Origin of the sequence: Acidisphaera sp. S103, from assembly GCF_009765975.1 — a bacterium.
Lineage (GTDB): Bacteria > Pseudomonadota > Alphaproteobacteria > Acetobacterales > Acetobacteraceae > Rhodopila.
Genome location: NZ_LMUJ01000036.1, coordinates 278,678 through 301,974 on the forward strand (window position 1 = coordinate 278,678; position 23,297 = coordinate 301,974).

General features: G+C 63.9%; 19 protein-coding genes. 15 read left to right on the plus strand and 4 right to left on the minus strand.

The window, feature by feature from the left end; translation table 11 throughout:
- Positions 1 to 12 precede the first annotated feature (12 nt).
- The gene (locus GSQ89_RS09665) at positions 13 to 951 is read right to left on the minus strand and encodes an ABC transporter permease (protein WP_158924418.1); all 939 of its coding nucleotides are present in this window, start codon (positions 949 to 951) and stop codon (positions 13 to 15) included.
- 286 nt (positions 952 to 1,237) lie between these two features.
- Here GSQ89_RS09665 and GSQ89_RS09670 point away from each other — a divergent pair, with 286 nt between their 5' ends.
- From GSQ89_RS09670 to GSQ89_RS39885, 4 genes are all read left to right on the plus strand, one after another.
- On the plus strand, positions 1,238 to 1,843 hold the full coding sequence (locus tag GSQ89_RS09670; RefSeq protein ID WP_158924420.1) for an isochorismatase family cysteine hydrolase: 606 nt from the start codon (positions 1,238 to 1,240) through the stop codon (positions 1,841 to 1,843).
- 43 nt (positions 1,844 to 1,886) lie between these two features.
- Complete coding sequence (locus tag GSQ89_RS09675; RefSeq protein ID WP_158924422.1) at positions 1,887 to 3,491, plus strand: ABC transporter substrate-binding protein; 1,605 nt, start codon at positions 1,887 to 1,889, stop codon at positions 3,489 to 3,491.
- 15 nt (positions 3,492 to 3,506) lie between these two features.
- The gene (locus GSQ89_RS09680; RefSeq protein ID WP_158924424.1) at positions 3,507 to 5,108 is read left to right on the plus strand and encodes an ABC transporter substrate-binding protein; all 1,602 of its coding nucleotides are present in this window, start codon (positions 3,507 to 3,509) and stop codon (positions 5,106 to 5,108) included.
- Positions 5,109 to 5,449: 341 nt separating this feature from the next.
- A complete protein-coding gene (locus tag GSQ89_RS39885) occupies positions 5,450 to 6,100 on the plus strand; it encodes a hypothetical protein (protein WP_158924426.1) in 651 nt (216 codons plus the stop codon).
- 365 nt (positions 6,101 to 6,465) lie between these two features.
- Here the strand turns inward: GSQ89_RS39885 and GSQ89_RS09690 are convergent, their stop codons facing one another.
- Positions 6,466 to 7,251 carry an anti-sigma factor gene (locus tag GSQ89_RS09690; protein ID WP_158924428.1) on the minus strand — a complete coding sequence of 262 codons (786 nt, stop codon included), beginning with the start codon at positions 7,249 to 7,251 and terminating at the stop codon, positions 6,466 to 6,468.
- Positions 7,248 to 7,757, minus strand: coding sequence for an RNA polymerase sigma factor (locus GSQ89_RS09695; RefSeq protein ID WP_158924430.1), 510 nt, complete (start codon positions 7,755 to 7,757; stop codon positions 7,248 to 7,250). The genes GSQ89_RS09690 and GSQ89_RS09695 overlap by 4 nt, the downstream gene beginning before the upstream one ends.
- 181 nt (positions 7,758 to 7,938) lie before the next feature.
- On the opposite strand from GSQ89_RS09695, the gene GSQ89_RS09700 reads away from it, so the two are divergent.
- From GSQ89_RS09700 to GSQ89_RS09710, 3 genes are all read left to right on the plus strand, one after another.
- Positions 7,939 to 8,544 (plus strand): hypothetical protein, encoded by a 606-nt coding sequence (locus GSQ89_RS09700; protein WP_216856085.1) that lies wholly within the window; start codon positions 7,939 to 7,941, stop codon positions 8,542 to 8,544.
- A 69-nt stretch (positions 8,545 to 8,613) separates the two neighbouring features.
- Positions 8,614 to 9,246 (plus strand): cytochrome b/b6 domain-containing protein, encoded by a 633-nt coding sequence (locus GSQ89_RS09705; RefSeq protein WP_158924432.1) that lies wholly within the window; start codon positions 8,614 to 8,616, stop codon positions 9,244 to 9,246.
- A complete protein-coding gene (locus GSQ89_RS09710; protein WP_158924434.1) occupies positions 9,243 to 9,995 on the plus strand; it encodes a molybdopterin-dependent oxidoreductase in 753 nt (250 codons plus the stop codon). The genes GSQ89_RS09705 and GSQ89_RS09710 overlap by 4 nt, the downstream gene beginning before the upstream one ends.
- A gap of 26 nt (positions 9,996 to 10,021) precedes the next feature.
- On the opposite strand, the gene GSQ89_RS09715 is transcribed toward GSQ89_RS09710, so the two are convergent.
- The gene (locus tag GSQ89_RS09715; protein WP_158924436.1) at positions 10,022 to 11,287 is read right to left on the minus strand and encodes an MFS transporter; all 1,266 of its coding nucleotides are present in this window, start codon (positions 11,285 to 11,287) and stop codon (positions 10,022 to 10,024) included.
- A gap of 402 nt (positions 11,288 to 11,689) precedes the next feature.
- On the opposite strand from GSQ89_RS09715, the gene GSQ89_RS09720 reads away from it, so the two are divergent.
- The 8 genes from GSQ89_RS09720 to GSQ89_RS09755 all read left to right on the plus strand — a co-directional run bounded on the left by GSQ89_RS09720 (position 11,690) and on the right by GSQ89_RS09755 (position 23,283).
- Positions 11,690 to 12,658: a hypothetical protein gene (locus tag GSQ89_RS09720; RefSeq protein WP_158924438.1), complete on the plus strand. Its 969-nt coding sequence runs from the start codon at positions 11,690 to 11,692 to the stop codon at positions 12,656 to 12,658.
- A 50-nt stretch (positions 12,659 to 12,708) separates the two neighbouring features.
- Complete coding sequence (locus GSQ89_RS09725; protein WP_254073137.1) at positions 12,709 to 14,430, plus strand: M28 family peptidase; 1,722 nt, start codon at positions 12,709 to 12,711, stop codon at positions 14,428 to 14,430.
- Positions 14,415 to 18,134, plus strand: a complete 3,720-nt coding sequence (locus tag GSQ89_RS09730) for a hydantoinase B/oxoprolinase family protein (protein ID WP_158924440.1) — start codon at positions 14,415 to 14,417, stop codon at positions 18,132 to 18,134. The genes GSQ89_RS09725 and GSQ89_RS09730 overlap by 16 nt, the downstream gene beginning before the upstream one ends.
- Positions 18,135 to 18,468: 334 nt before the next feature.
- The gene (locus GSQ89_RS09735; RefSeq protein ID WP_254073138.1) at positions 18,469 to 18,858 is read left to right on the plus strand and encodes a hypothetical protein; all 390 of its coding nucleotides are present in this window, start codon (positions 18,469 to 18,471) and stop codon (positions 18,856 to 18,858) included.
- Positions 18,855 to 19,349: a hypothetical protein gene (locus GSQ89_RS09740; RefSeq protein WP_216856086.1), complete on the plus strand. Its 495-nt coding sequence runs from the start codon at positions 18,855 to 18,857 to the stop codon at positions 19,347 to 19,349. Before GSQ89_RS09735 ends, GSQ89_RS09740 begins: the two co-directional genes overlap by 4 nt.
- 213 nt (positions 19,350 to 19,562) lie before the next feature.
- Positions 19,563 to 20,441 (plus strand): enoyl-CoA hydratase, encoded by an 879-nt coding sequence (locus GSQ89_RS09745; protein ID WP_158924446.1) that lies wholly within the window; start codon positions 19,563 to 19,565, stop codon positions 20,439 to 20,441.
- A gap of 42 nt (positions 20,442 to 20,483) precedes the next feature.
- On the plus strand, positions 20,484 to 22,103 hold the full coding sequence (locus tag GSQ89_RS09750; protein ID WP_158924448.1) for an AMP-binding protein: 1,620 nt from the start codon (positions 20,484 to 20,486) through the stop codon (positions 22,101 to 22,103).
- Positions 22,104 to 22,188: 85 nt separating this feature from the next.
- Positions 22,189 to 23,283: an LLM class flavin-dependent oxidoreductase gene (locus GSQ89_RS09755; RefSeq protein ID WP_158924450.1), complete on the plus strand. Its 1,095-nt coding sequence runs from the start codon at positions 22,189 to 22,191 to the stop codon at positions 23,281 to 23,283.
- The last annotated feature ends 14 nt before the right edge of the window (positions 23,284 to 23,297 follow it).

Sequence of the window (23,297 nt, forward strand, 5' to 3'; positions counted from 1 at the left end):
CGGATTCCTTGTTCAACGGCGGATGCGTGGGTCGATCGCCGCCTGGGCGATATCGACCAGCAGGTTGAGCAGGACGAAAAATGTCGCCAGCACCAGGATCGTTGCTTGGAGTACCGGGATGTCGCGGCGGAAGATCGCCAGGTTCAGCAGGTTGCCGGAACCGGGCCAGTTGAACACTGTCTCTACCAGGATCGACCCGCCCAGCAGGTAGCCGAATTGCAGGCCCATCAGGGCCAGAATCGGCGGGGCGGCGTTCTTGGCGATGTGGCGGATCACCGGCCAGCGGGTCAGGCCTTTCGCGGACAGGGCGCCGACGAAATCCTGGCCGAGGATGTCCAGCACGGTTGCCCTCACCAGGCGGCCGATGACGCCCATAGGGATTAGCGACAGGGTGACGACGGGGAGGACGAGGTATTGCAGCCGGTCGTAGAGTGGCAGCGAGTCGTCGCCCATGCCTTGGGCGGGCAGCCAGTCGTGCAGGACGGCGCACAGCAGCACCAGGACGATGGCGCACCAGTAGTGCGGCAGGGAGACGCCGATGGTGGCGATGGCGGAGAACAGCTTGTCCGGCCAGCGGCCGTGATACAGCGCCGAGACCATGCCGCAGAAGATACCCATGGAAAAACCGAGCGCGGCGCCGAGGATGGCGAGGACGAAGGTGTTTTGCAGGGCCTCGACGAGTTGGCCCCAGACCGGCGTGGCGTTGAACACCGAGAGGCCGAAATTGCCGTGCAGGGCGCGCCACAGCCAGAGGGTGTACTGGATGTAAAGCGGTTTATCGAAGCCGAAGGCGGCTTTCATCTGGGCGATGACCTCGGGGGAGGCCTCGGGCGGCATCAGCATGTCGATGGGGTTGCCGGGCACGATGTGGACCAGGCCGAAGACGACGAGAGACACACCGAGCAGGATGGGGATAGCCTGGAGGAGGCGGCGGATGGCGAAGATGAGCATGCGGTCTGGTTTCTCCGTATGCGGCGATGCTGCGATGCAGCAATTCCGATGAGTCCTAGCACAGTGGTTATGGCTGTCCAGGGGGCTGTTGGATATTTTATGTGCTGTTGCATTTATTGGGTCAATTTCTTAGCTTCACGCCGCTTTGTTGGATGTTTGTTAGGCATTTCTGGAGGTCGTCATGCATGCAAGTCGCGTCTATCCATCTGTTGTTGAGCGTGTTGAGCAGCGAAGAGGCGGATTGCGGGTGTTTGATCGCCTCGATTCCAGGCGGACTGCCCATATTGTGGTCGATCTACAAAACGGCTTCATGGCGCCCGGCGCGGTCGCCGAAATCCCCGTTGCCCGGGATATCGTGCCCGCGGTGAACCGGATCAGCGCGACGTTGCGCGAGGCCGGTGGGCTGGTGGTCTACATCCAGAACACGTTCGATGAGATCGCGGTGCGGACCTGGTCCACGTTCTTCGACCATTTCTGCTCCCCTGCCCGCCGGCAGTTGATGATCGAGGCCTTTACCCCAGGGGCCGAGGGTCACGCGCTGTGGGCCGGCCTGGATGTGCGGGCGGAGGATCTGAAGGTTCGCAAGCGGCGCTTCGGTGCGTTCGCGCCTGGGGCATCCGATCTGCATGCGATCTTGCAGGCGCGCGGCGTGGATACGCTGATCGTGACCGGCACCGCGTCGCAGGTGTGCTGCGAGTCGACGGCTCGGGATGCGATGATGCTGAACTACAAGGTGTTTTTCGTTGAGGACGGCAATGCGACGTTCAACGATGAGGAGCATAATGCGACGCTGTCGGCGATGGCCCACACGTTCTGTGATGTTATCGATTCGGCGGCGCTGATTGCGCTGATCAAGCAGGACGCAGCGGTGCCTGAAGTTCGGGTGGCATAGGCTTTGCAGCGTCACGTCGTATCCACACGGATAAGGATGCGGCATGACAGTTTCGAGACGTGGCCTCCTCGCATCCGCGGCGGGGGCCGCGGTGCTTCCCGCCATTCCCGGACAGGCGGCCAGTCCGCAGGTACTGCGGATCGGCATGACGGCGTCGGACCTGCCGACCACGCATGGCATTCCGAACAACGGCGGCGAGGGTTTTCGGTTCCTGGGCTACCCGGCGTACGATTCCGTCGTGAACTGGGATTTTACCCATACCGACAAGCTGGCGGACATCACGCCGGGCCTGTTCACCGCCTGGCGTATCGACGAGGGTAATCCGCTGCGCTGGACCTGCGATGTGCGGCAGGGGGTCAAATTCCACGACGGTTCGGATTTCTCCGCGGATTCGGTGATCTTCAATTTCGACCGGATCTTCAACGAGAAATCCCCGCAATACGATGCGCCGGCGGCGCCGATCGTGCGGGCGACGGTGTCGATGATCGACAGCTACGCGAAGCTGGATGACAAGACGATTCTGATCACGACGAAATATCCGTTCAGTTTCCTGCCTTACCTGCTGACTCGCATTCTGATCGTCAGTCCGGCGCAGTGGGCGGCGACGGGCAAGAACTGGGCGTCGTTCGCGAAGAACCCGTCGGGGACTGGGCCGTTCAAGATCACCAAGGTGGTGCTTGGGCAGTATGCCGAGATGTCCCGGAATGATGGGTATTGGGATAAGGGTCGGGTTCCCAAGCTGGACAAAATGATCGTGTATCCGATGCCGGAGGCGACCACGCGCGTTGCCGCGCTGCGGTCGGGTCAGGTGGATTGGATCGAGGTGCCGCCGCCGGATTCCATACCGTCGCTGAAGGCAGCGGGCTTGCAGATCAGCCTGTGGCCGTATCCACATACGTATCCCTATGTGCTGAACTGTACCGACAGTTCGCCGTTCAAGGATGTGCGGGTCCGACAGGCGATCAACTACGCGGTCGACCGGGAAGGCATGTGCGCGATGCTGAACGGCACCGCCAAGCCGGCCATGGGATTGTATCCGCCGGACGATCCGCTGTTCGGCACGCCGGAGAACCATTACAAATACGATCCGGCGAAAGCGAAGGCTCTGCTTGCCGCGGCGGGATATGGGCCGGATAAGCCGTTGAAGGCGAAGATCATGATCTCGACGTCGGGTTCGGGGCAGATGGTGCCGATCCCGATGAACGAGTTCATGCAGGAAAACTTTAAGGCTGTCGGCATGGACATCGATTTCGATGTCGTCGAATGGGGGACGATGCTGGTCGCGGTGCGCAGCGATCCGAAAGCAGCGCAATCGCATGGCGATGACGGGATCAATATCAGCCTGAGCTTTACCGATCCTTCGTCGATGTTCCGGTATTATGCGAAGGACAGCTACTCACCTATCAACTACAACTGGGGGCACTGGGACAATCAGCCGGCGACCGATCTGTTGAAAAAAGCCCAGGCTACGTTTGATAAAACCGAGCAGGACAAGTTTCTGGCAGAGGCACATGCGATGGTTGTCGATGGCGGGGCTTGGTTGTTCATCGTCCACGACCTGAATCCGCGGGCGATGTCGAAGAAAGTTACCGGGTTCAAGCCGGCGCAGAGCTGGTACCAGGATTTCACCCAGATCAGCATGGCATGAGAGGCTAACAACAGAATGCTTCGTCGACATCTACTCGCGAGTGTGGCTGCCAGTGTGCTGGTGCCGGGTCTTCCGGCGCTGGCCGCCGGCGGTGGCACGCTGCGCATTGCCATGACCGCGGCGGACCTGCCCAGCGCGCACGGGATTCCGAATAATGGTTTCGAGGGATACCGTTTCCTGGGGTACCCGCCCTACGATGCCCTGGTGAACTGGGATCTTCGGAGCAATCCGGACAAGCCGGCCGACATCACGCCGGGCCTGTTCACCACGTGGAAGATCGATGAGGCCAATCCGCTGCGCTGGATCTTCACCGTGCGGCAGGGGGTGAAGTTCCATGACGGATCGGATTTCAACGCCGATGCGGTGATCTGGAACCTGCAGCGCATCTACGACGAGAAGTCGCCGCATTACGATGCGCCGGCGGCGCCGATCGTGAAGGCGGCGGTGTCGATGGTCGATACCTATGAGAAAGCCGAGGATGGGACGATCATCCTGACCACGAAATATCCGTTCAGTTTCCTGCCGTATCTGCTGACCCGCGTGCTCATGGTCAGCCCGGCGCAATACGATACGGTGGGAAAGACCTGGGCGGCGTTCGGCAAAAATCCGTCCGGCACTGGTCCGTTCAAGATCACGCGGGTGGTGCCTGGCCAGTATATCGAGATGGTCCGGAACGAAAACTACTGGGACAAGAGCCGCATTCCGAAGCTGGACAAGCTTGTGGTCAGTCCGATGGCCGAGGCCACGACGCGCATCGCGGCATTGCGGTCCGGCCAGGTGGATTGGATCGAGGTGCCGGCGCCGGATTCCATCGCCTCGCTGAAAGACGCTGGCTATACCGTGACGTTATGGCCGTATCCGCACACATGGCCTTATGTCGTCAATACCGAACCGGGTTCGATCTTCAGCGACGTGCGTGTGCGCCAGGCGGCGAACTATGCGATCGACCGGGAAGGTCTGTGCAAGCTGCTGAGCGGCACCGCCAAGCCGGCGGTCGGGCTGTACCCGCCGGGTCATCCGCTGTTCGGGACGCCGACGGAGAAATACACCTATGATCCGGCCAAGGCGAAAGCGCTGCTGGCCGCGGCGGGCTATGGGCCTGGGAAGCCGGCGAAGGCGAAGATCATGATTTCGACATCGGGGTCGGGGCAGATGCTGCCGATCCCGATGAATGAGTTCCTGCAACAGAATTTCACCGCGGTTGGGATGGATATCGATTTCGACGTCGTCGAATGGGGCACCATGCTGGTGGCGATCCGCAGCGATCCCACCGCGACCCAGTCGCATGGCGTGCAGGGCATCAATATCAGCCTGAGTTCGGTCGATCCCTCAACGATGTTCCGGTACTATGCCAAGGACAGCTTCTCGCCCACCAATTACAACTGGGGGCACTGGGACAATCCTGAGGTCACCGCGATGCTGAAGAAGGCGCAGGCCAGCTTCGACGCGGCGGAACAAACGAAGGTGCTGGCCGCGGCGCACGGCAAGATTGTCGATGATGCAGCCTGGGTCTTTATCGTGCATGACCTGAATCCTCGGGCCATGTCGAAGAAGGTGCAGGGCTTCGTCCCGGTGCAAAGCTGGTTCATCGACTTCACGCAGATTTCGCTGGGGTAAAGGCGAGGGGCGCTGCCCCTCGTGAAACCTGACCGGCGACTCGCCTCAGGCACCGCGGGCGGTGGGCTGATCGCGCGCATGTGATCGAGCCTGGGCAGACGGCCGGGAATAACCGGCGGCGCGCGACGTCAATGTCCATGATGGGTCTCGTGCGGCACCCGTTTCTGTGCGGGGCGTCCTGCAACCGTCCCTGGATGTCACGGTGCGCGGAGCGTAGGTCTTCTTGGGGGCCTGGGGTGCAGCCTAACCCAGTCTGGTTGTGGAAAGTCGACCCGGCAAACTGGACGTAGCGCAGGAGCGTCAAATTGCGGAGCGCACCCGAAACGCAAGAGGAATCCACAATGATTGCCGCCATAAGGATGCTGTCACTTGGCGCTGTGCTCATGCTCGGCGCTTGTGTTTCGAGGCCGCCGCCGGGTCCCGCGGCCATCGTGATGCCCGGAGCAGGCAAGGATTTCGCGGCGTTCCAGCAGGACGATGCCGTTTGCCGGCGCCATGCGGCGGCGAATACAGGTTACGGCGATCTCGCGCTGCCGCACACGGTGGGGTCGAACGCCGCAATCAGTGGCCCAACAGGAGATGCGGGCGCGGCAGCAGGAGCGCCGACCGGCTCAGGCGCTGCCGCCGCGAATGCCGCCGGTGCATCCATTCCAGAACCTAACGGTGAGGCCGTCCCCAACCAATTGGGATATTTGCAATGTATGGCAGCGCGAGGTGACACGGTGAGGCCGGGACCCACCGGGGACGTCGAGGCGGCCAATTGGTACGGCTACCCGTATCCCTATGATTATTCGTATCCGTACCCTTACGGTTATGGCTACGGCTATCCCTACGACTTCTACGGTGCTGGCTTCATTGGTGTATTTGGCGGCGGCTTTCACGACAGGGACTTTCATCGAAGGTTCTTCCACGCGGCGGGCTTGCATCAGGGGTTCGTTCACGGAGGGGGCTTCCATGGCGGAGGTTTTCATGGAGGCGGCGGACACCGCTGAGGCGCCCTCCGTAAACGACACACCGACGTATCACGGGTAGAGGACAGAGGGCCGGCTGCGCCGATGCCCTACGACGAGCCAGAGGATTTGCGGACCAGAGGATTCGCGGGCCAGAGGACTTGGGTTCCAGAGACCGTTCAGAACCTGGGGGAGATCAAAGCCGGTAAGTCATCGCGACCTTGAATATCCCGCTTTCCCTGTGCTCCACCCGGCCGGGCCGTCCACACGAACCGCCGGGTAGACCCCCCAGCTTCTGGACGGTCTGATCAGACCGTGCATGGGCGCGCCGCGAACCGAGAAAGCTGACGAGACCGAACGTTTCGCAGGCGGCTCCCATTCGAAGGTCGCACCGTCGCTCACAGAAATCAGCTTTTCGACAGCATGGCCCGCCGCAGGCTGTTGGCCAGGCCATGGATCGAACCGTCGCCATCTGCGATGACGCCGTAACCCATATGCCCGTCGATCCAGGCGTACCCGTTCGCCGTCCCCGAACTGACCGGCTGCATCGGCGCGACATCGGATCGCATGGGTTGCAGGAACAATGTGATGCGGCCGCCCTGGCCGTCGTCATAGACCAGCATCGCCGCTGGGCCGATTATGGTGGCCAGGACCCGTCCGCCGATCAACCGGTAGCCCTGTGCGCTGAGGTCCGGCACGTTCACGCTGCGGTGCAGTTTGCGATCGATCCATGCCACCAGTTCCGTCCGGTTCTCCGGCCCGATCTCGATCGGCCGGGTGGGATCCACTGCGAATACCGAATGCGCCGCCGCGGCTTCCAATCCCAGCCGCGTCACTTCGCCCATGCGCTGCGAACCACGCGCGATCCATCCGGTGCCCACGCCCAGGCCCAGCGTCAACACCAAGGCGGCGGCAACGCGCCAGGGGCTGCTGAACAGGCTCTGGCGGTGCCGAACGGCACGCTGCTCCTGCAGGTGCCCGAGGTGAAGCGACGACGGCACGGGTTCACGCAGCTTGAACGCGAGCGCCTCGCACAGCGCCTCGGACTGTTCGCGCCAGCCCTCCACCCGGTGCCGTAGTGCCGGGTTCGCCTGCAGATGCGCTTCCACGTCGCCACGCCGCACCGGGTCGAGCCGGCCGTCGGCGTAGGCGTGCAGATCATCCTCCTGAACGGGGCGGATCGGATCGGTCATTTCACCCTTCTCAGTATCGGCCGCTTCGTGCCGTCCATGTATGCGTGCAGATTGTCTCGCGCCCGGCTGAGGCGCGACATCACCGTGCCGACGGGAACCTCCAGGATTGACGCGACTTCGCGGTATTCCAGCCCCTCGACACTGACCAGCAGAAGCACCTGCCGCTGGTCCTCGGTCAGCCGGTCCAGGCCGGCCAGCAGGTCACGCCGAATCAGGGCATCATCCTGTTCGGGGCCGATGGGAACCTCGGCGTTATCCGTCGCCTCGTCCGGCATCGTCACACGCCGCTTGCGCTTCGTTCGCCACCGGCTGACGAACAAATTATGCATGATCGTGAACAGCCACGGCCGGACAGCGGCGACCGCCGGGTCCGCCGCGACGCGGTCGAGCGCCCGCACCAGGCAATCCTGCACCAGATCGTCGGCGTCGTCCGTATCGCGCAGCAAACTCCATGCGTAGCGGCGCAACGCGGGGATCGAGGCCTCGATCTCACCCATCAGCGTCATCAGGTCTCCTGCGGGCTTGTCAGTGCGGTTGACGCCTGAACCGCCGATCTATTCCGCCAGGAATTATTTTTCCATGCATCGGAATAGCGGCGAACTTCGCGCGTCTGTTGGGGCAACCGGCGTTCACCTGCTGACGACAGTGCGGGACGGCGGCCTACGTCAACAACGGATGGATCAGATCATGAGACAAACTCTCCTTGCCAGCCTGGCGCTGGGCCTGGTGGTCGGCGCCATGGGCAGCGCCATCGCCCAGACGCCGCCGTCCCGGGTGCGCGCCACGATCGACAGCGTGAGCCCCACGGCCATCACGGTGACCCCGCGCAACGGCAGCCCCACCACGATCGCGCTGCCGGCGGACGTGCATATCTCCGGCATTTCGATCGCCAAGATCAGCGACATCAAACCCGGCAGCTACATCGGCACCGCCGCCGCGCCGCAGCCGGACGGGACGCAGAAGGCGCTGGAGGTGCATGTGTTCCCGCCCAGCATGGTCGGTGCTGGCGAGGGTTTCCGGCCATGGGACAGTCAGCCCAACAGCACGATGACGAACGGCACCGTGGGTGACCTGGTCGGGTCCAAGGGGCGTACCCTGACGGTGAAATACAAGGGCGGCGAGAAAACCGTGATCGTGCCCGAGGACGTGCCGATCGTCAGCATCGAGCCGGGCACGCGCGATCTGCTGAAGCCGGGCGCGCATGTGATCGTTTTCGCGAAGAAGGGTGATGACGGGTCGCTGAGCGCGATCTCCGTCAACGTTGGGGAAAACGGCCTGACCCCGCCGATGTGAGTTTTTTTGGCTTTGCAGCGGCGGCGGGTGAAGCCGCCGCTTCTGTCCCCTCCATGCAGGAAATACCCAATGCCCTACGAACGGCAGGGGCGCTGGATCGTCATCCATCCGATGGTGGTCCGCCTTGCCCATTGGCTGAATGCCACTTCCATCGTGGTCATGGTGATGAGCGGATGGGGCATCTACAACGCATCCCCGCTCTTTGCCTTCCACTTCCCGGTCTGGGCGACGCTCGGTGGCTGGCTTGGCGGTTCCATCGCCTGGCATCTGGCGATGCTGTGGGTGCTGGTGGCCAATGCGGCGATCTACGTTGCGTATGGACTTCTGTCCGGGCGTTTTGTCCGGATGCTGTTGCCGCTGACGCCGGGACTGGTCTGGCGTGACCTGGTGGATGCCCTGTCGCTGCGGCTGTCGCATACGCCTGGGACGTATAATGCCGTGCAGCGCCTGGCCTATGTCGGCGTGCTGATACTGGGGGCGGTCGCGGTTTTGTCCGGCCTTGCACTGTGGAAGCCGGTGCAACTGCAAACGCTGGCGTCGTTGCTGGGCGGCTATGAGGTGGTTCGGCGGATCCATTTCCTGGCCATGGCCGGAATCGTCGGTTTTGTCGTGCTGCACCTGACACTGGTCGCGCTGGTGCCGCGCACTCTGCTGGCCATGCTGACCGGTCGGGTCCATGCCGGCGCGGACGTCTCGCGATGACCCGCCGGTTCGTCGTGGATGCCGCCGACCATGCCCCGCGGCTGGAAGCGGTTCGCCGCCGCCTGTTCCTGCGAAACGGTCTGTCGCTGGGGGCACTCGGGCTGCTGACCGGCTGCAATCTGCAGGACGGGGATGCGGTCGACCGTGTGTTGTGGGCGATGTCGCGCTTCAATGATCGGGTGCAGGCCTGGATGTTCGACCCGAACCGCCTGGCGCCGACCTATCCGGTCAGCGCCATCACCAAGCCATTTCCGTTCAACGCGTTCTACGCGGAGGACAGCGTTCCCGACATCGACGGCGCCGACTGGAAACTGGAAGTCTCCGGCCTGGTGCAGGATCGCACCCCATGGACGTTGCAGCGGTTGCGCGGCTTGCCGCAATACGCGCAGATCACCCGCCACATCTGCATCGAGGGATGGAGCGCGATCGGCCAATGGAGCGGCGCTCGTTTGAGCGATTTTCTCGTTCGGATCGGCGCGGATACGCGGGCTCGCTATGTTGGTTTCAAATGTGCCGATCGCTATTATGGCAGTTTGGACATGGCCACCGCGCTGCATCCGCAGACCATTCTGGCGGTCGACTACGGCGATAAGCCGCTGCCCCCCGAGTATGGCTTTCCGCTGAAGGTGCGGGTTCCTACGAAACTTGGTTTCAAAAACCCGAAGCACGTCGCGGCGGTGTTCGTGACCAACGACTATCCGGGGGGGTATTGGGAGGACCAGGGGTACAACTGGTTCAGCGGGTCGTAGAGCGTTGTCGCCTGAGGTCGTAGGCCTCAAATATGCCGCCAGAGCGGCCGCGCCAGCGCCAGGCACACCAGACCAATCGATCCCGACGCAGCGGTGGCCCATGGTGCGCCGATCGCGTCGGCCAGCAGACCGAGCGCGACGAACCCGATCGGCCCCGTACCGATGCACATTGACAGCACGCCGAGGAGTCGTGAGCGCATCTCCGGTGGTGCTGCGAGATAGACCAAGGTCGCCTGCATGGTGCTGAACCCTGCGCCGCCTAACCCGGTGAGCAGCAGCGCGCTGCCGGCGATTTCAGGCGACGGCACCAGGGCAAACACGATCAGCATTGCCATGTAGATGGTCACTCCGCCGACATAGGCACGAGCGTACCAGGCGGGACGCAGGAAAAGCGTCAGCAGCAGGGCGCCGCAGAACGCGCCGATCCCGTCCATGCTGGCCAGGATGCCGATTCCTCCCGCGCCCAGCCCAAGCTGGTTCTGGCCGATGACGGGAACCATGCTGGTGAACGGCCAGCCGAACAAATTGTAGATGATCGTCACCACCAAGGTGGCGATCAGCCGGCGATCGCCGCGGACCAGCCGGAAGCCCTCGGCGATTCGGGTAAAGACCGGGGCGATGCCGACCAGGGCGGCGTTGCGATAACGCACACGGAACGCCGCGTACAATGCGAAAGCGTACAGCGCGACACTGAGCGTGAAAACGCCGCCTATGCCGGCGCTGGCCAACAGCAGGCCGCCGATGGTCGGTCCTACCATGCGACTGGCGTTGTTGGCGCCCACATCGAGTGACATGGCGGTGCTCATCTGATCGCCGCCGACGGCGTCGCCGATCATCACCCGCCGCACAGGATTGTCGGTGGCCCAGCCCAGGCCGTTGAGGAAGCTGGCGACCGCGAGATGCCAGATCGCAAGCTGGCCGCTGTATGCGAGCAGTGCCAAAGAGGCCGAGGTCGTCAGCATCAGCATGACAACCGCGATCAGCGTGATGCGCCGATCGATCTTCTCGGCCCAGGCGCCGATGAAGACGCCGAACACACCCATGGGCAACAGTCGCAGCATGGTCATCATGGCAACGAGAAAAGCGGACCCGCTGTGCTGGTAGACGAAAACGCCGACGGCAATGGTCTCCAGCCACCGCACGGTGAAGACCACGAGTCCCACGGACCAGAGCCGCCAGAAATCGGGGCATCCCGCCAGCGTCAGCCGCTGCATCGATCGGGTCCGCGCAGGGGACGCGGCGATGCTCCTCGGGGCAATCGCACCCCGCGGCATCTTCAGGCGGCTTTTCATCGACATCTCCTCTGCCGGAGACTGGACCACGGATGTCCCGCGCCGCGCTAGATGCGAGAAGGACCAACCATCAGAAGTCGACGTGAACGGTGGCGAAGGCGCTGAAAGGTCCGCCGACGAGAGCCCCCGCGTCGACCCGGAATCCCGGGATATCGCCGATCCACGGCTCCGTCCCATGTCGGCCAGTGATTGGCTGATCTTGGCTGCCCGGGAGCGGACGTTGCCACCAAAGCCCTCTCCGGCCGGCTGCTGAACCCGGTACGGACCTGACCGACGTCGGGGCTTTGCGTCGTCGTCGGTTTGTGGTGGGCTGGACTGAGCAGGCCTGATGTTGACGACCTTCGGGACGCCGAACCCGGACAAAAACCGCCCTTTCGAGGCACATCATTGCGGGAGATGCAGATGGCAGACGCTACACTCACCCTTACCCTGGCTGACTACGCGCGTGTCATGCCGCTGGCGGTCGGTGCGGTGGCGCCCGAGGGCGTCAAGCTGAATGTCATTACGGGCAAGGCGGGATCTTGGCCCGACCGGGCCAAGCTGCTCGGGCGCGCGTTGACCGATCCGTCGGTCGATGCCGGTGAAGGCTCGATGGGGCAGCATTTGTCGCGGATCGGCAAGGGCGACCGCCGCTTCATCGCGTTGCCGGCGTTTCCGCTGCGGAATTTCACCGCGCGGGACCTGTATGTGGCGAAAGACAGCGCGTTGCGGACACCGAAGGACCTGATCGGCAAGCGCGTCGGAATGTATAGCTGGGCCGCCAGCGGATCGATCTGGTACCGGCATTTCCTGCGGTGGTGCGGTGTCGAGGCCGACCAGATCCAGTGGCTGATCGGCGATGTCGATGTGCCCCAGATCTCCCAGCCCGGCAGCGATTTTCCGCCGCATGTGAAATCCGCGCCGGCTGGCCGCGCGTTGTCCGAGATGCTGATCGCCGGCGAGATCGATGCACTCTACAGCCCGCCGCGGCCGACCAAGTACCACCCTAAGAATGGCCCCATCGTGCGCCTGGTTTCCGATGTGCGCGGGACGGAGCAGCGCTATTTCGCCGAAACCGGTGTGTATCCGCCGCAGCACCTTGTGGTCATGCGCCGCGAGGTGTGGGAGCGTGACAAGTCCCTGGCACGCCGACTGACCGATGCCTTCATCCGCAGCACCGAATATTTCGAGACCCAGCAACGCAACTTTCCCTACGTGACCCCCTGGCACGACCTGGAAAACGAGCTCAGTGCGACCGGCTATCACGCCGATGGGCTGGAGCCGAACCGCCATACCATGGAACTGTTCTGCGAGATGGGCTTCGCGCTGGGTCTGACACCAAAACTGGTTTCGGTTGACGACTATTTTGCCGAGTATCTGGAGTCGATGTAGACCGTCCACCACCGAAATCATGTCCTCCTGAACGGGAAGGGGATCGTCCCATGACAACAGACTGGATCGGCGGCTTGTGCGCATCTGTCGATGCCGGCGCGATGATGCGGCATCTGGAGGAATTTGCGAAGCGCGTGAAACTATCCGGCACGGCGGAGGAACTGGAAAGCTTCCGCTATCTGCGGGCGACGCTGGACGGATATGGTTACAAAACCGACCTTATCCTGCATGACGCGTATATCAGCCTGCCCGGAAAGGCGAAATTCGAGGTGGACGCGGACACGCCTGACTGCATCACGCATTCTTTCTCCAGGTCCTCACCGGCCGGTGGCCTGCGTGGCACCGTGGTGTATGGCGGCAACGGCCGAGCCGAGGATTTCGCGTCGATCGATGTGCGCGGCAAGATCGTGCTGCTGGACGGGATGGCCAACCCTAGCGCGAGCCGCCAGGCGTCATTGGCGGGGGCGATCGGGCAGGTGCATATCAGCCCGCATGAACACCTGCATGAGATGTGCGTCTCCCCGGTCTGGGGCAGCCCGACGCAGGCGACGCGGGATGCGCTGCCATCCACGGTGGTGTTGACCTTGCGCCAGGCGGATGGCGAGGCGCTGAAGCGGCGGGTGCAGGGAAACGCGCCTGTCGAGGTGACGCTCCATGCCGAGGTGGAGACGCGTTGGCGCAAGACCCCCATCCTGGTGGCAGAACTACCCGGTTCGGATGACGACGAGCCGTTCGTGATGTTCTCCGGCCATCATGACACCTGGTACTACGGCGTTATGGACAACGGCGGCGCCAACGCCACCATGCTCGAGATTGCTCGCTTGTTCGCGCCGCAGCGGGCGGCGTGGCGGCGCGGGCTGCGGCTGTGCTTCTGGTCGGGCCATTCGCATGGGCGCTATGCCGGGTCCACCTGGTATGCCGATACGCATTGGCACGAACTCGCGAAACGCTGTGTGGTGCACGTGAATGTCGATTCCACCGGCGCAAGGGGCAACACCGTCCTGTCGGATGCACCGTGTTCGGCGGAACTGTGCGGGCTGGCGCGCGAGGCGATCGCTGAACGAGGCGGCCAGGAACACGACGGCCACCGCATGAGCAGGGCAGGGGACCAGTCGTTCTGGGGCATCGGCCTGCCGTCGATGTTCATGGGCACGGGTGAGCAGCCGGCCGGTTCGGCGGAAAGTTTCACACGCTCCGTATTTGGCGGCGGCGCTCGGAAGGGGGCCGGCTTCGGCTGGTGGTGGCATACACCTGACGATACGCTGGACAAGATGGATCCTGACCTGCTGGTGCGGGATACGCAGATCTATGTCCATACGATCGGGCGCCTGCTGACGGATCGGGTCCTGCCGCTGGACTACGCGGCGGCCGCATCGGCGCTGAGCGCGGAACTGACGAAGGTGCAGCAGGCACTGGGCGGCGTCTTCGACCTCTCAGGCTTGATCGGTCGCGCGGAGGTGCTGCGGGACAAGGCGGAGAGGATTACCCGTCTGACCGATGGCGCCGCGGCGGCCCGCGTGAACCAGGCCCTGATGGCGGTCGGCAGAGCGATGGTGCCGATGGACTACACGACGGGCGATCGGTTCGAACACGATCCGGCGCTGCCGCAGTCGAAATATCCCGCGCTCGACGTCGTGCGGCAGTTGGCCGCGGCCGCACCTGGTTCGGATGACGCGCTGTTCCTGACGGGCGGGGCACGCCGAGCCTGCAACCGGTTGGGGCATGCGCTGGATCAGGCGGCCGAGGCCCTGACCGCATGTCTGGCGGCATGATGGAAGCTGCCCCGCCTTCCTATGAATTCGGCATCGATATCGGCGGTACCTTCACCGATGTTGTCTGCCGGTCCTCCGACGGCGCCGTCCGGCTCGCCAAGCTTCCCACCACGCGCGGCAATCCCAGCCTCGCGGTGCTGGCGGCGCTGGAAACCGCCCGTAATGAATGGGGCGTCGATCTCGCTCGTATCACGCGGTTTGCCCATGGCACCACCGCCGCCACGAACGCGGTGCTGGAACGCCGTGGCGCACGCATCGGCCTGATCACGACACAGGGCTTCAAGGACGTGCTGGAGATCGGCCGCCAGATGCGGCACCAGATGTACGACCTGGTGCTGAAGCCGGAAACACCGGTCTTCCTCGCCCCCGGCTGCTTCCGCAAGGAAGTCAAAGAGCGCATCGGCGCCAACGGCGAAGTCGTCATCCCGCTCGATGAGGCCACGGTCCGCACCGCCCTGACGGAACTGCGGGACCAGGACGTCCAGGCGATCGCGGTGTGCCTGCTGTTTGCCTTCCTCGACCCCACGCACGAACAGCGCATCCGGCAGATCGCGGCGGAGGTGTTGCCGAACGTGCCGGTGTCGCTGTCCTCCGACGTGGACCCGGCCTTCCGTGAGTATGAGCGCACCTGCATCACCGCCTTCGACGCCTACATCAAGCCGGTGGTGTCCGATTATCTCGCCAACCTGGAGGCCGGTCTCGACCGCATCGGCGTGCGCGCGCCGCTTCAGGTCATGCAATCGCGTGGTGGCCTCGCCTCCTCCCCGGTTGCCCGGCAGCGGCCGGTGCGGCTGTTTCTGTCCGGTCCCGCCGCCGGCGTGATCGGCGGGCTGGAGGCAGGTCTGGCCGCCGGGTTCCGCGACCAGATCACCGTCGATGTCGGTGGCACGTCCTGCGACATCGCGCTGATCAGCGACGGCCAGCCTCTGATCCGTTCGGAAGGCGTGATCGACGGCTTCACCGTCCGTGTGCCGATGGTGGACGTCACCGCCATCGGATCGGGCGGTGGCAGCATCGCCTGGCTGGACGCCGCCGGCACGCTACGGGTCGGTCCGCAATCCGCCGGGTCGGAGCCTGGGCCGGCCTGCTATGGCCGCGGCGGGGAATTGCCGACGGTCACCGATGCCTCTGTCGTGCTGGGCTATATCGATGCCGGCCGGTTTGCCGGCGGCACGATGCAACTCGATCCGCGGGCTGCGCGAGCCGCCATCGCCCTCCACATCGCCGAACCGCTGGGCCTGTCGGTCGAGGCGGCGGCACTGGGCATCCACCGTGTGCTGAACGCACAGATGGCGGAGGCGATCCGGCTGGTCTCGATCGGGCGCGGCATCGACCCGCGTGGCTATGCGCTGATCCCGCTGGGTGGCGCCGGTCCAATGCACGGCACCGCACTGGCCGAGGAACTGGGTATCCAGGCCGTCGTCGTGCCGCCGCATCCCGGGGTGCTGGCGGCCACCGGCCTGCTGGGCGCGCCGGTCGAGCACGAGGTCGCCGCCGCCTTCCCGCGTGCGTTGGAGGGTCTGGACCTGTCGGAGGTGCAGGCGGCCCTGGCGACGCTCGACGCCCAATGTTCGGAGCTGATGCGGCAGGAAGGCGCTTCTGACGCCGTCATCAGCCACTATGCCGACATCTGCTATATCGGCCAGTCCTATCACTTGCAGGTCGGGCTGGACGCGACCGCCCCCGACGCCTTGGCGACAGCCTATCGCGACTTTCAGATCGCGCATGATCGGGTCTACGGCCACCAAACCGACAACCCCGCGCGTATCGTCAACCTGCGGACCGTGCATCGGGCCACGACGGGGCGCCCAGCGACGGCGGCGGCGTTGGCAACCGGTTCAGGCAGGGAAACGGTGCAGCGGATGATCCGCGTCAGGCAGTCCGACCAACCGGTGGCGGCATCCATCTGGCAGCGGGAAGACCTGCGAGGGCCGGTGCCGGGGCCGGCGATTATCGAGCAGGCCGACACGACAACGCTGGTGGAACCCGGATGGACCGCAGAACCGGGTGAGAACGGCCAGTTGCTGCTACGTCCCTTGGCCGTGGCCGCACCGGCTGTCGCGGGCGGCTTCGATCCGATCACCATGGAGGTCATTCGTCACAAGCTGGAAGGCATCGCCAATGAGATGCAGTCCACGCTGCTGCGCAGTTCCTTTTCGCCGATCGTGAAAGAGGGCCTGGATGCCTCGGCCGGGCTGTTCACCGCCGACGGGGTCACCCTGGCGCAGGCCGTTGCCATCCCGATCCACCTGGCCACCTTGATCCCGGTGCTGCGCCGGGTGATCGACACATATCCCCCGGAGACGATGGACCCGGGTGATATCTTCCTGATGAACGACCCGTATTGCGGCGGCACGCATCTGCCGGACATCGCCATCGTCCAGCCGGTGATCGTCGAGGGCAAGGTTCTGGCCTTCGCTGCGGCGATGACGCATCACCAGGACATGGGCGGCCTGACGCCCGGATCGGTGCCCACCAGCGCCACCGAGATCTTCCAGGAAGGCCTGCGCATCCCGCTGCTGAAGTTTCGCGACCGGGGCGTCATCAACGAAACCCTGGTGGCGATGATCCGACAGAACGTGCGCATTCCCGATACGGTGATGGGGGACATCCACGCCCAGGTCGCCGCCTGCGGCATCGGCACGCGGCGGCTGACGGAAATTGCCGGCCGTTACGGCTCCGGCATGTTGACGCAGGTCTTCGCAGAACTGCTGAACCGATCGGAGACCATGACCCGCCAGGCGTTGTCCGCCATCCCGGACGGGACCTACCGGTTCGTCGATTTCCTCGACAATGACGGGATCGAGTTCGACAAGGACATTCGTATCGTGGTGGCCGTCACCATCCGCGACGGCGCGATGCATGTCGATTGCACCGGCACCAGTCAGCAGGTGCGCGGTCCGCTGAACTGCGTGCCGTCCGGGTCGATGGCAGCCGCCTGCTTCGCGATACGAGCGCTGACGGATCCATCGATTCCGACGAATGGCGGGTGTTTCCGGCCGATCTCCCTGCATCTGCCCGCCGGCAGCCTGCTCAACCCCATCGAACCCGCGCCGGTCAACGCCCGTACATCCACGATCAAGCGGGTCACCGGGTCGATCATCTCGGCCCTGGCGCCCGCGCTGCCGGACCGGGCACCGGCTGCGTCGGCCTGTGAGATGCTGATGGTGGCGTTCGGCGGCAAGACCGACCAGGGCAAGGCCTTCGTCATCGGCGACCTGGTCGCCGGCGGCAGTGGCGCCTCGCGGTTCGGCGACGGGGTGGACGTGATCGAAACCGACGCCACCAACTGCATGAACCTGCCGGCCGAGGCGATGGAGATGGAAACGCCGATCCGGGTGAACCGCGTGGCGCTCGCCTCGGGATCCGGTGGTTCGGGTGAATACCGCGGCGGCCTGGGGACGATCCGCGAGTATGAGATGCTGGTGGGCGATGTCGCGTTCACCCATCGCGGCGAGCGCCATTTCAGCCGAGCGAGGGGCCTGGCGGGTGGCGGGGATGGCGGGCTGGCCCATGGAACCATCCTGCGTTCGGATGGCACGAAGGTGGTGATTCCGTCGAAGATCGTCACGCGGCTGGGTCGGGGTGACCGGGTCGTCGTGCAGACCGCGGGCGGCGGCGGGTATGGCGATCCGATCCGCCGAACAGCCGACCGCGAGGCGCTGGATATGGCGGACGGGAAGACCGTGGCACCGTCAGCTTGAGCGACCGCGAACGCAATGAGGTGGGTGGGCGCGCGCCAAAGTAGCTGATGGCTATGCCATCGCGGCAGCGCAGGTCACTTCGACCCAGGTCTCGACGATCTGGGGTCTCGACGATCTGGGGTCTCGACGATCTGGCCGAAATTATTGATTCGACTCCAAAAAAACAATTCTGTGATTGGACCGGTCACGAAGGTCCTGAATAGGGTCGGTCGCGATGTTGACTCGTTTCCTCTTCTTGCTTGTGTCGGCCGGCGCTTTGTCCGGCTGTGGCTCTGTTTTGACCGCTTCGACCGCGGACGTTGCAGGTATCGCGGGGGCGGGCGTGGCGAGCGCCGTGACCAAAAGCCCTGCGGCCGCCACGGGAATTGGCCTGGGCGTCGCGGCTGGTGCCAATGCCGGGTTGCAGTACGTCGAACGTAACGTTCACCAGGCCGAACAGGATCGGATCGCTGAGGCCGCGGGACCACTGGCGCCCGGTGTGATCGGACGCTGGAGCGTCACGCATCGCATCCCGATCGAGGATGACGAGCATGGCGACCTCGTCGTCACCCGCCTGATTGGCGCGGCGGATTTTCGCTGCAAGGAGATCGTGTTCTCGGTCGATACGGTGAAAGAGAAAATGCCCGACCGGGCATTTTATACAGCGACCGTTTGCCAGGATGGCCAGGCCTGGAAGTGGGCCTCGGCCGAACCGGCGACGGAGCGATGGGGATCGCTGCAGTGAAGACGCCGTCGTCGGCTGCCATCCTGGTGACGGCTTTGCTGCTGGCTGGCTGCTCTTCGACACCGCAGATCGCTGCGGCCGTGACGGGTGGAGCCGTTGGGGCGGCGACCGCCAATCCGGCCGTGGGGTTCGCCGTCGCGGTGGCGGTCGACGCCGGCGCCAACTACGCCGTTCGCTACTACGGCCGCAGCCGGCAGGGCGCGGAGCAGGATGCGATCGCCCAGATCGCAGGGGCCTTACCGATCGGCACCGAGGCCGCATGGAAAATCGAGCACACCATACCGATTGGCAATGAACACGGGCAGCTTCGGATCGTCCGCACGATCGACTCGCCGTTGGCGGATTGTAGGGAAGTGGCGTTTTCGGTCGATGAAGGCAAAGGCAAAGACCTGAAGCGGGCGTGGTTCACGACTGACATCTGCAAGCAGACCGAAGGGTGGAAGTGGGCAGCCGCCGAACCGGCGGTGGAGCGCTGGGGCTTTCTGCAGTAGGATGACGTAGCCGCTGAGGGTTCTGGCGGCGCTCTTGGCTGCTGGGATCAGGCATACGCACGGAACACGCTTTGGCCGCGCGGGGCCAGCCCGAGGCGACCGCCGAGCAGTCTGCCAACCCCCGAAGGTGGTTGTCCGCCGGCAAAGATGTAACACTGCGCCGTGGTCCACCGATGGTTCGGACCCATTCGCATAATCACCCAGGAGGAACCCTTGTCGCAGGTCGAATTCCCCACCTTCCAGACCGTCCTCTACGACGAACCCCGCCCCGGGGTCGCTCGTGTCACGCTGAACCGCCCCGAGAAGCGCAATGCGCAAAACATGCAGATGACCTACGACATCAACAGCGCCTTTGACCATGCTGTGCGACAGCCGCACGTGAAGGTCATCGTGCTCGCCGCCGTGGGCCAGCATTTCAGTTCGGGTCACGATCTTTCGGGTGATGGCAGCAAGACCTGGAAGGATTTTCCCGTTCTGGGAACCTGGGCCAACTTCGACCAGCCGGGGGCCGAGGGGCTGTACGCCCGCGAGATGGAAATTTACCTCGAAATGACCGAACGCTGGCGGAACATTTCCAAGCTGTTGATCGCGCAGGTGCAGGGCAAATGCGTCACCGGCGGGCTGATGCTGGCCTGGTGTTGCGATCTGATCGTCGCGAGTGACGACGCCCAATTCATCTGCACATCAGGCAAGATGGGCGGATCGGGAATCGAGTATTACGCCTACCCGTGGGAAATCAGCCCGCGCCAAGCCAAGATGTGGTTGCTGACCGGCGAATTATCGGTCGAAAAAGCCCAGCAATACGGCATGGTCAACGACGTGGTACCGCGTGCGGACCTTGAACAGCACACGCTTGAGCTTGCCGAACGGCTGACCAAGCACACGTCGTGGACACTGAATATGACGAAGTCCCAAGTGAATCATGCACAGGATGCCCAGGGACGCCGCAGCTCGATGCAGTACGCGTTCGCCGTGCATCAGCTCGGTCATGCCCATCGAAAATTGACCGTGGGCGCCAATGTCGATCCCGATACGCTGCCGGAAAATATCAGGCAGCACTATCTGCGGCGGATCGAGCGGGCAGCGGAATAAGCCTGATCGCCCGTCGGGCGTGATGGGAGAAAGTGTCGAGCCATGCAAGGCCTCAATCAGGATCTGCCGTTGTTGCTGTCCAGTGTCCTGCAACACGGTGCGACGACCTATGGTGCCGTAGAGGTCATTGGCGGCCATGCCAATGAGGCGATCGACTATGACTACGTCCGGCTTGAAGTGCGGGCACGGCAACTGGCGTCGGCGTTGTTCGGGTTGGGTTATGGGCCGGATCGTTTCATCGGATCCCTGGCGTGGAACACGCATCGGCATCTGGAATTGTTCTATGCCGTAACGGGTGTCGGCGCCGTTCTGCATACCGCCAATCCGCGGCTGCCGCCGGCACAGATCGCCTATACCATCAACTTCACCGGCTACGAGACACTCTTCATCGACACCGATACGCTGGCGCTGGCGGAACAGTTGGCGCCGCAACTTCATACCGTGCAGCGCTATGTGATGATGGCACCGCCCGGCGCATGGCCGCCAACGTCTCTGCCGTTGCTGTCCTACGAAGATTTGCTGGCCAGCGGAAACGCCGGCTTCACCTGGCCGGTGCTGGATGAACGATCCGCCTGCCTGTTGTGTTTCACCTCTGGCACCACCGGGATGCCGAAGGGCGCCTTGTATACGCATCGCGGCACGGTGCTGAATGCGCTGTCCACCGGCGGCGGCAATGCCTGGGCACTGAATGCCGATGATGCGATCCTGGCCATTCCCGGCTTCTTCCATTGCAATGGCTGGGGGGTGCCGTTCTTCGGACCCATGTACGGGGCAAAATTGGTGCTGCCGGGCCGACGCGCGGACAGCGCGTTCCTGCACGCGTTGATCGTTGAGCACGGTGTCACCGTCGCACCCGGCGTGCCCACGATCTTCCTGGATTTGTTGCGGCACTGCCGAGAGACCGGTGGGGGCCTGGGACGGCTCAATCGCATCTTCTCCGGTGGCGCGGCACCACCGCTGGCGATGATGGAGGCCTATCTGCGCGACTATGGCGTGCGCACGATCCATGGCTGGGGTATGACCGAAACGACCAGCGGTGCCACGATGTCCTTCGCACCGCGTGACCTGCCGCCCGACGAGGCGCTGCGGGCGATGCGCACGCAAGGCCGGCCGGTTTTTGGCGCGGCCATTCGTATCAGCGGCGACGATGGCACCGAACTGCCGCGCGACGGCATCACGCCGGGCCACCTGGAGGTACGCAGCCACTGGGCAGCCGCCGGCTATTTCCAGCGGCTCGAGGTTGAGGCGACAACCGCGGACGGTTGGCTACGAACCGGGGATGTCGCCAAGATCGACCCGGACAATACGCTGCATCTGGTCGACCGCAGTAAGGACGTGATCAAATCCGGCGGCGAGTGGATCAGCAGCCAGGCGCTGGAAGATGCCGCCACGAACCATCCCGCCGTCCGTGAGGCCGCCGTCATCGCAATGCCTCACCCGCGTTGGCAGGAACGTCCATTGCTGATCGTTGTCGCCGCACGCCCGGTGACGCAGGCGGCATTGCAGGCGCATCTGCTCACACTGGTGCCAAAATGGTGGTTGCCCGATGCGATCGCGTTTGTCGATGCGTTGCCGCATGGCCCGACCGGAAAACTCGACAAGCAGGAATTGCGGCGGTGGCTGGCCGACGGGCGGTTGGATATCGCGTCGGCGCCGTCGTGAACATGGCGTCCGGCTTGCGCCGGCAACCGGACCATGGAAGCATTTCCCATCGTGGCCAACGCGCACGCAAAAAGGGAGAAAGTCCATGGATGTCGGCATGATGATGGTTTTCGCCAGCTACGGCTGGGAAAACTGCTCCGACGGCCGGGTTTGGGAGGAGGAGATCCGCCTCGCCAGGCTGGCCGCCGATCTGGGCTTCGACTGTCTGTGGTCCGCCGAACACCACTTCAACGACTATTCGTTCGTACCCGACAATATCCAGTTGATGAGCTATATGACTGGGATCTGCCCGAACATCGACCTCGGCACCGCAGCGGTGATTCTGCCCTGGCACGATCCCCTGCGCGTGGCGGAACAAGCCGCCGTGCTGGATAATCTGTCGAAGGGCCGGTTTCGTTTCGGCATGGGGCGCGGCCTCGCACGCCGTGAATTCGCCGCCTTCCGCCTCAGCATGGATGAATCACGCGCTCGCTTCGACGAAGCGGCACCGATGATCGTCAACGCGCTGAAGACCGGGTTCATCGAAGGCGACGGCCAGTTCTACAAGCAGCCACGCGTCGAAATCCGCCCGCGTGCGCAACATTCATTTGACGGCCGTATCTACGCCGTGGCGTCCAGCGAGGATTCCGTGCTGTCGGCGGCCAAACTCGGTGCCCACATGGTGATGTTCGCCGACCGGCCATGGGAAATGCGAGCGCCCGTGATCAAGCACGGACAGGACCTGCACCGGCAATTCCACGGCACCGAACCGCCGCATGTCATGCTGACGGAATTCTGCGTATGCGGCGCCGACCTGGCCGAAACCGAGGAAGAAGCCCGCCGCTATCAGGGCAAATTCGTCGAGAGTAATTTCTATCATTACGAATTTCTTGGCGAACACTTCAAGACGGTGAAAGGATACGACTCTTACCAGCAGAAGGCCGAGATCGCCCGCAAGGGCGGGCTGGAAGGGGCAGTGAACGGGTTCATGCAGGCGGCAAGCTGGGGAACCCCCGAGAAAATCCTGCGCGGGCTGGAGGCTCGGCGGGCGCTGATCGGCGATTACGAACTCAACGTCGCGTTCCGTTTCGGTGGCACACCGCTGGAAGTGTCGGAACGCGGCTTGCGGTTGTTCGCCAAGGAAGTGCTGCCGGTGCTGAAGTCGTGGACATCGGCCGGGGCGGCAAAAGCGGCGGCCTGAGAGGCGGGGGGAGG

Bases quoted from the DNA above. Each gene is read 5' to 3' on its own strand.
- GSQ89_RS09720 (WP_158924438.1), top strand. From the start codon at position 11,690: ATGGCAGACGCTACACTCACCCTTACCCTGGCTGACTACGCGCGTGTC.
- GSQ89_RS09730 (WP_158924440.1), top strand. From the start codon at position 14,415: ATGTCTGGCGGCATGATGGAAGCTGCCCCGCCTTCCTATGAATTCGGC.
- GSQ89_RS39885 (WP_158924426.1), top strand. From the start codon at position 5,450: ATGATTGCCGCCATAAGGATGCTGTCACTTGGCGCTGTGCTCATGCTC.
- GSQ89_RS09695 (WP_158924430.1), bottom strand. From the start codon at position 7,757: ATGACGCTGATGGGTGAGATCGAGGCCTCGATCCCCGCGTTGCGCCGC.
- GSQ89_RS09680 (WP_158924424.1), top strand. From the start codon at position 3,507: ATGCTTCGTCGACATCTACTCGCGAGTGTGGCTGCCAGTGTGCTGGTG.
- GSQ89_RS09675 (WP_158924422.1), top strand. From the start codon at position 1,887: ATGACAGTTTCGAGACGTGGCCTCCTCGCATCCGCGGCGGGGGCCGCG.
- GSQ89_RS09705 (WP_158924432.1), top strand. From the start codon at position 8,614: ATGCCCTACGAACGGCAGGGGCGCTGGATCGTCATCCATCCGATGGTG.
- GSQ89_RS09755 (WP_158924450.1), top strand. From the start codon at position 22,189: ATGGATGTCGGCATGATGATGGTTTTCGCCAGCTACGGCTGGGAAAAC.
- GSQ89_RS09715 (WP_158924436.1), bottom strand. From the start codon at position 11,287: ATGAAAAGCCGCCTGAAGATGCCGCGGGGTGCGATTGCCCCGAGGAGC.
- GSQ89_RS09690 (WP_158924428.1), bottom strand. From the start codon at position 7,251: ATGACCGATCCGATCCGCCCCGTTCAGGAGGATGATCTGCACGCCTAC.
- GSQ89_RS09725 (WP_254073137.1), top strand. From the start codon at position 12,709: ATGACAACAGACTGGATCGGCGGCTTGTGCGCATCTGTCGATGCCGGC.
- GSQ89_RS09665 (WP_158924418.1), bottom strand. From the start codon at position 951: ATGCTCATCTTCGCCATCCGCCGCCTCCTCCAGGCTATCCCCATCCTG.
- GSQ89_RS09700 (WP_216856085.1), top strand. From the start codon at position 7,939: ATGAGACAAACTCTCCTTGCCAGCCTGGCGCTGGGCCTGGTGGTCGGC.
- GSQ89_RS09750 (WP_158924448.1), top strand. From the start codon at position 20,484: ATGCAAGGCCTCAATCAGGATCTGCCGTTGTTGCTGTCCAGTGTCCTG.
- GSQ89_RS09710 (WP_158924434.1), top strand. From the start codon at position 9,243: ATGACCCGCCGGTTCGTCGTGGATGCCGCCGACCATGCCCCGCGGCTG.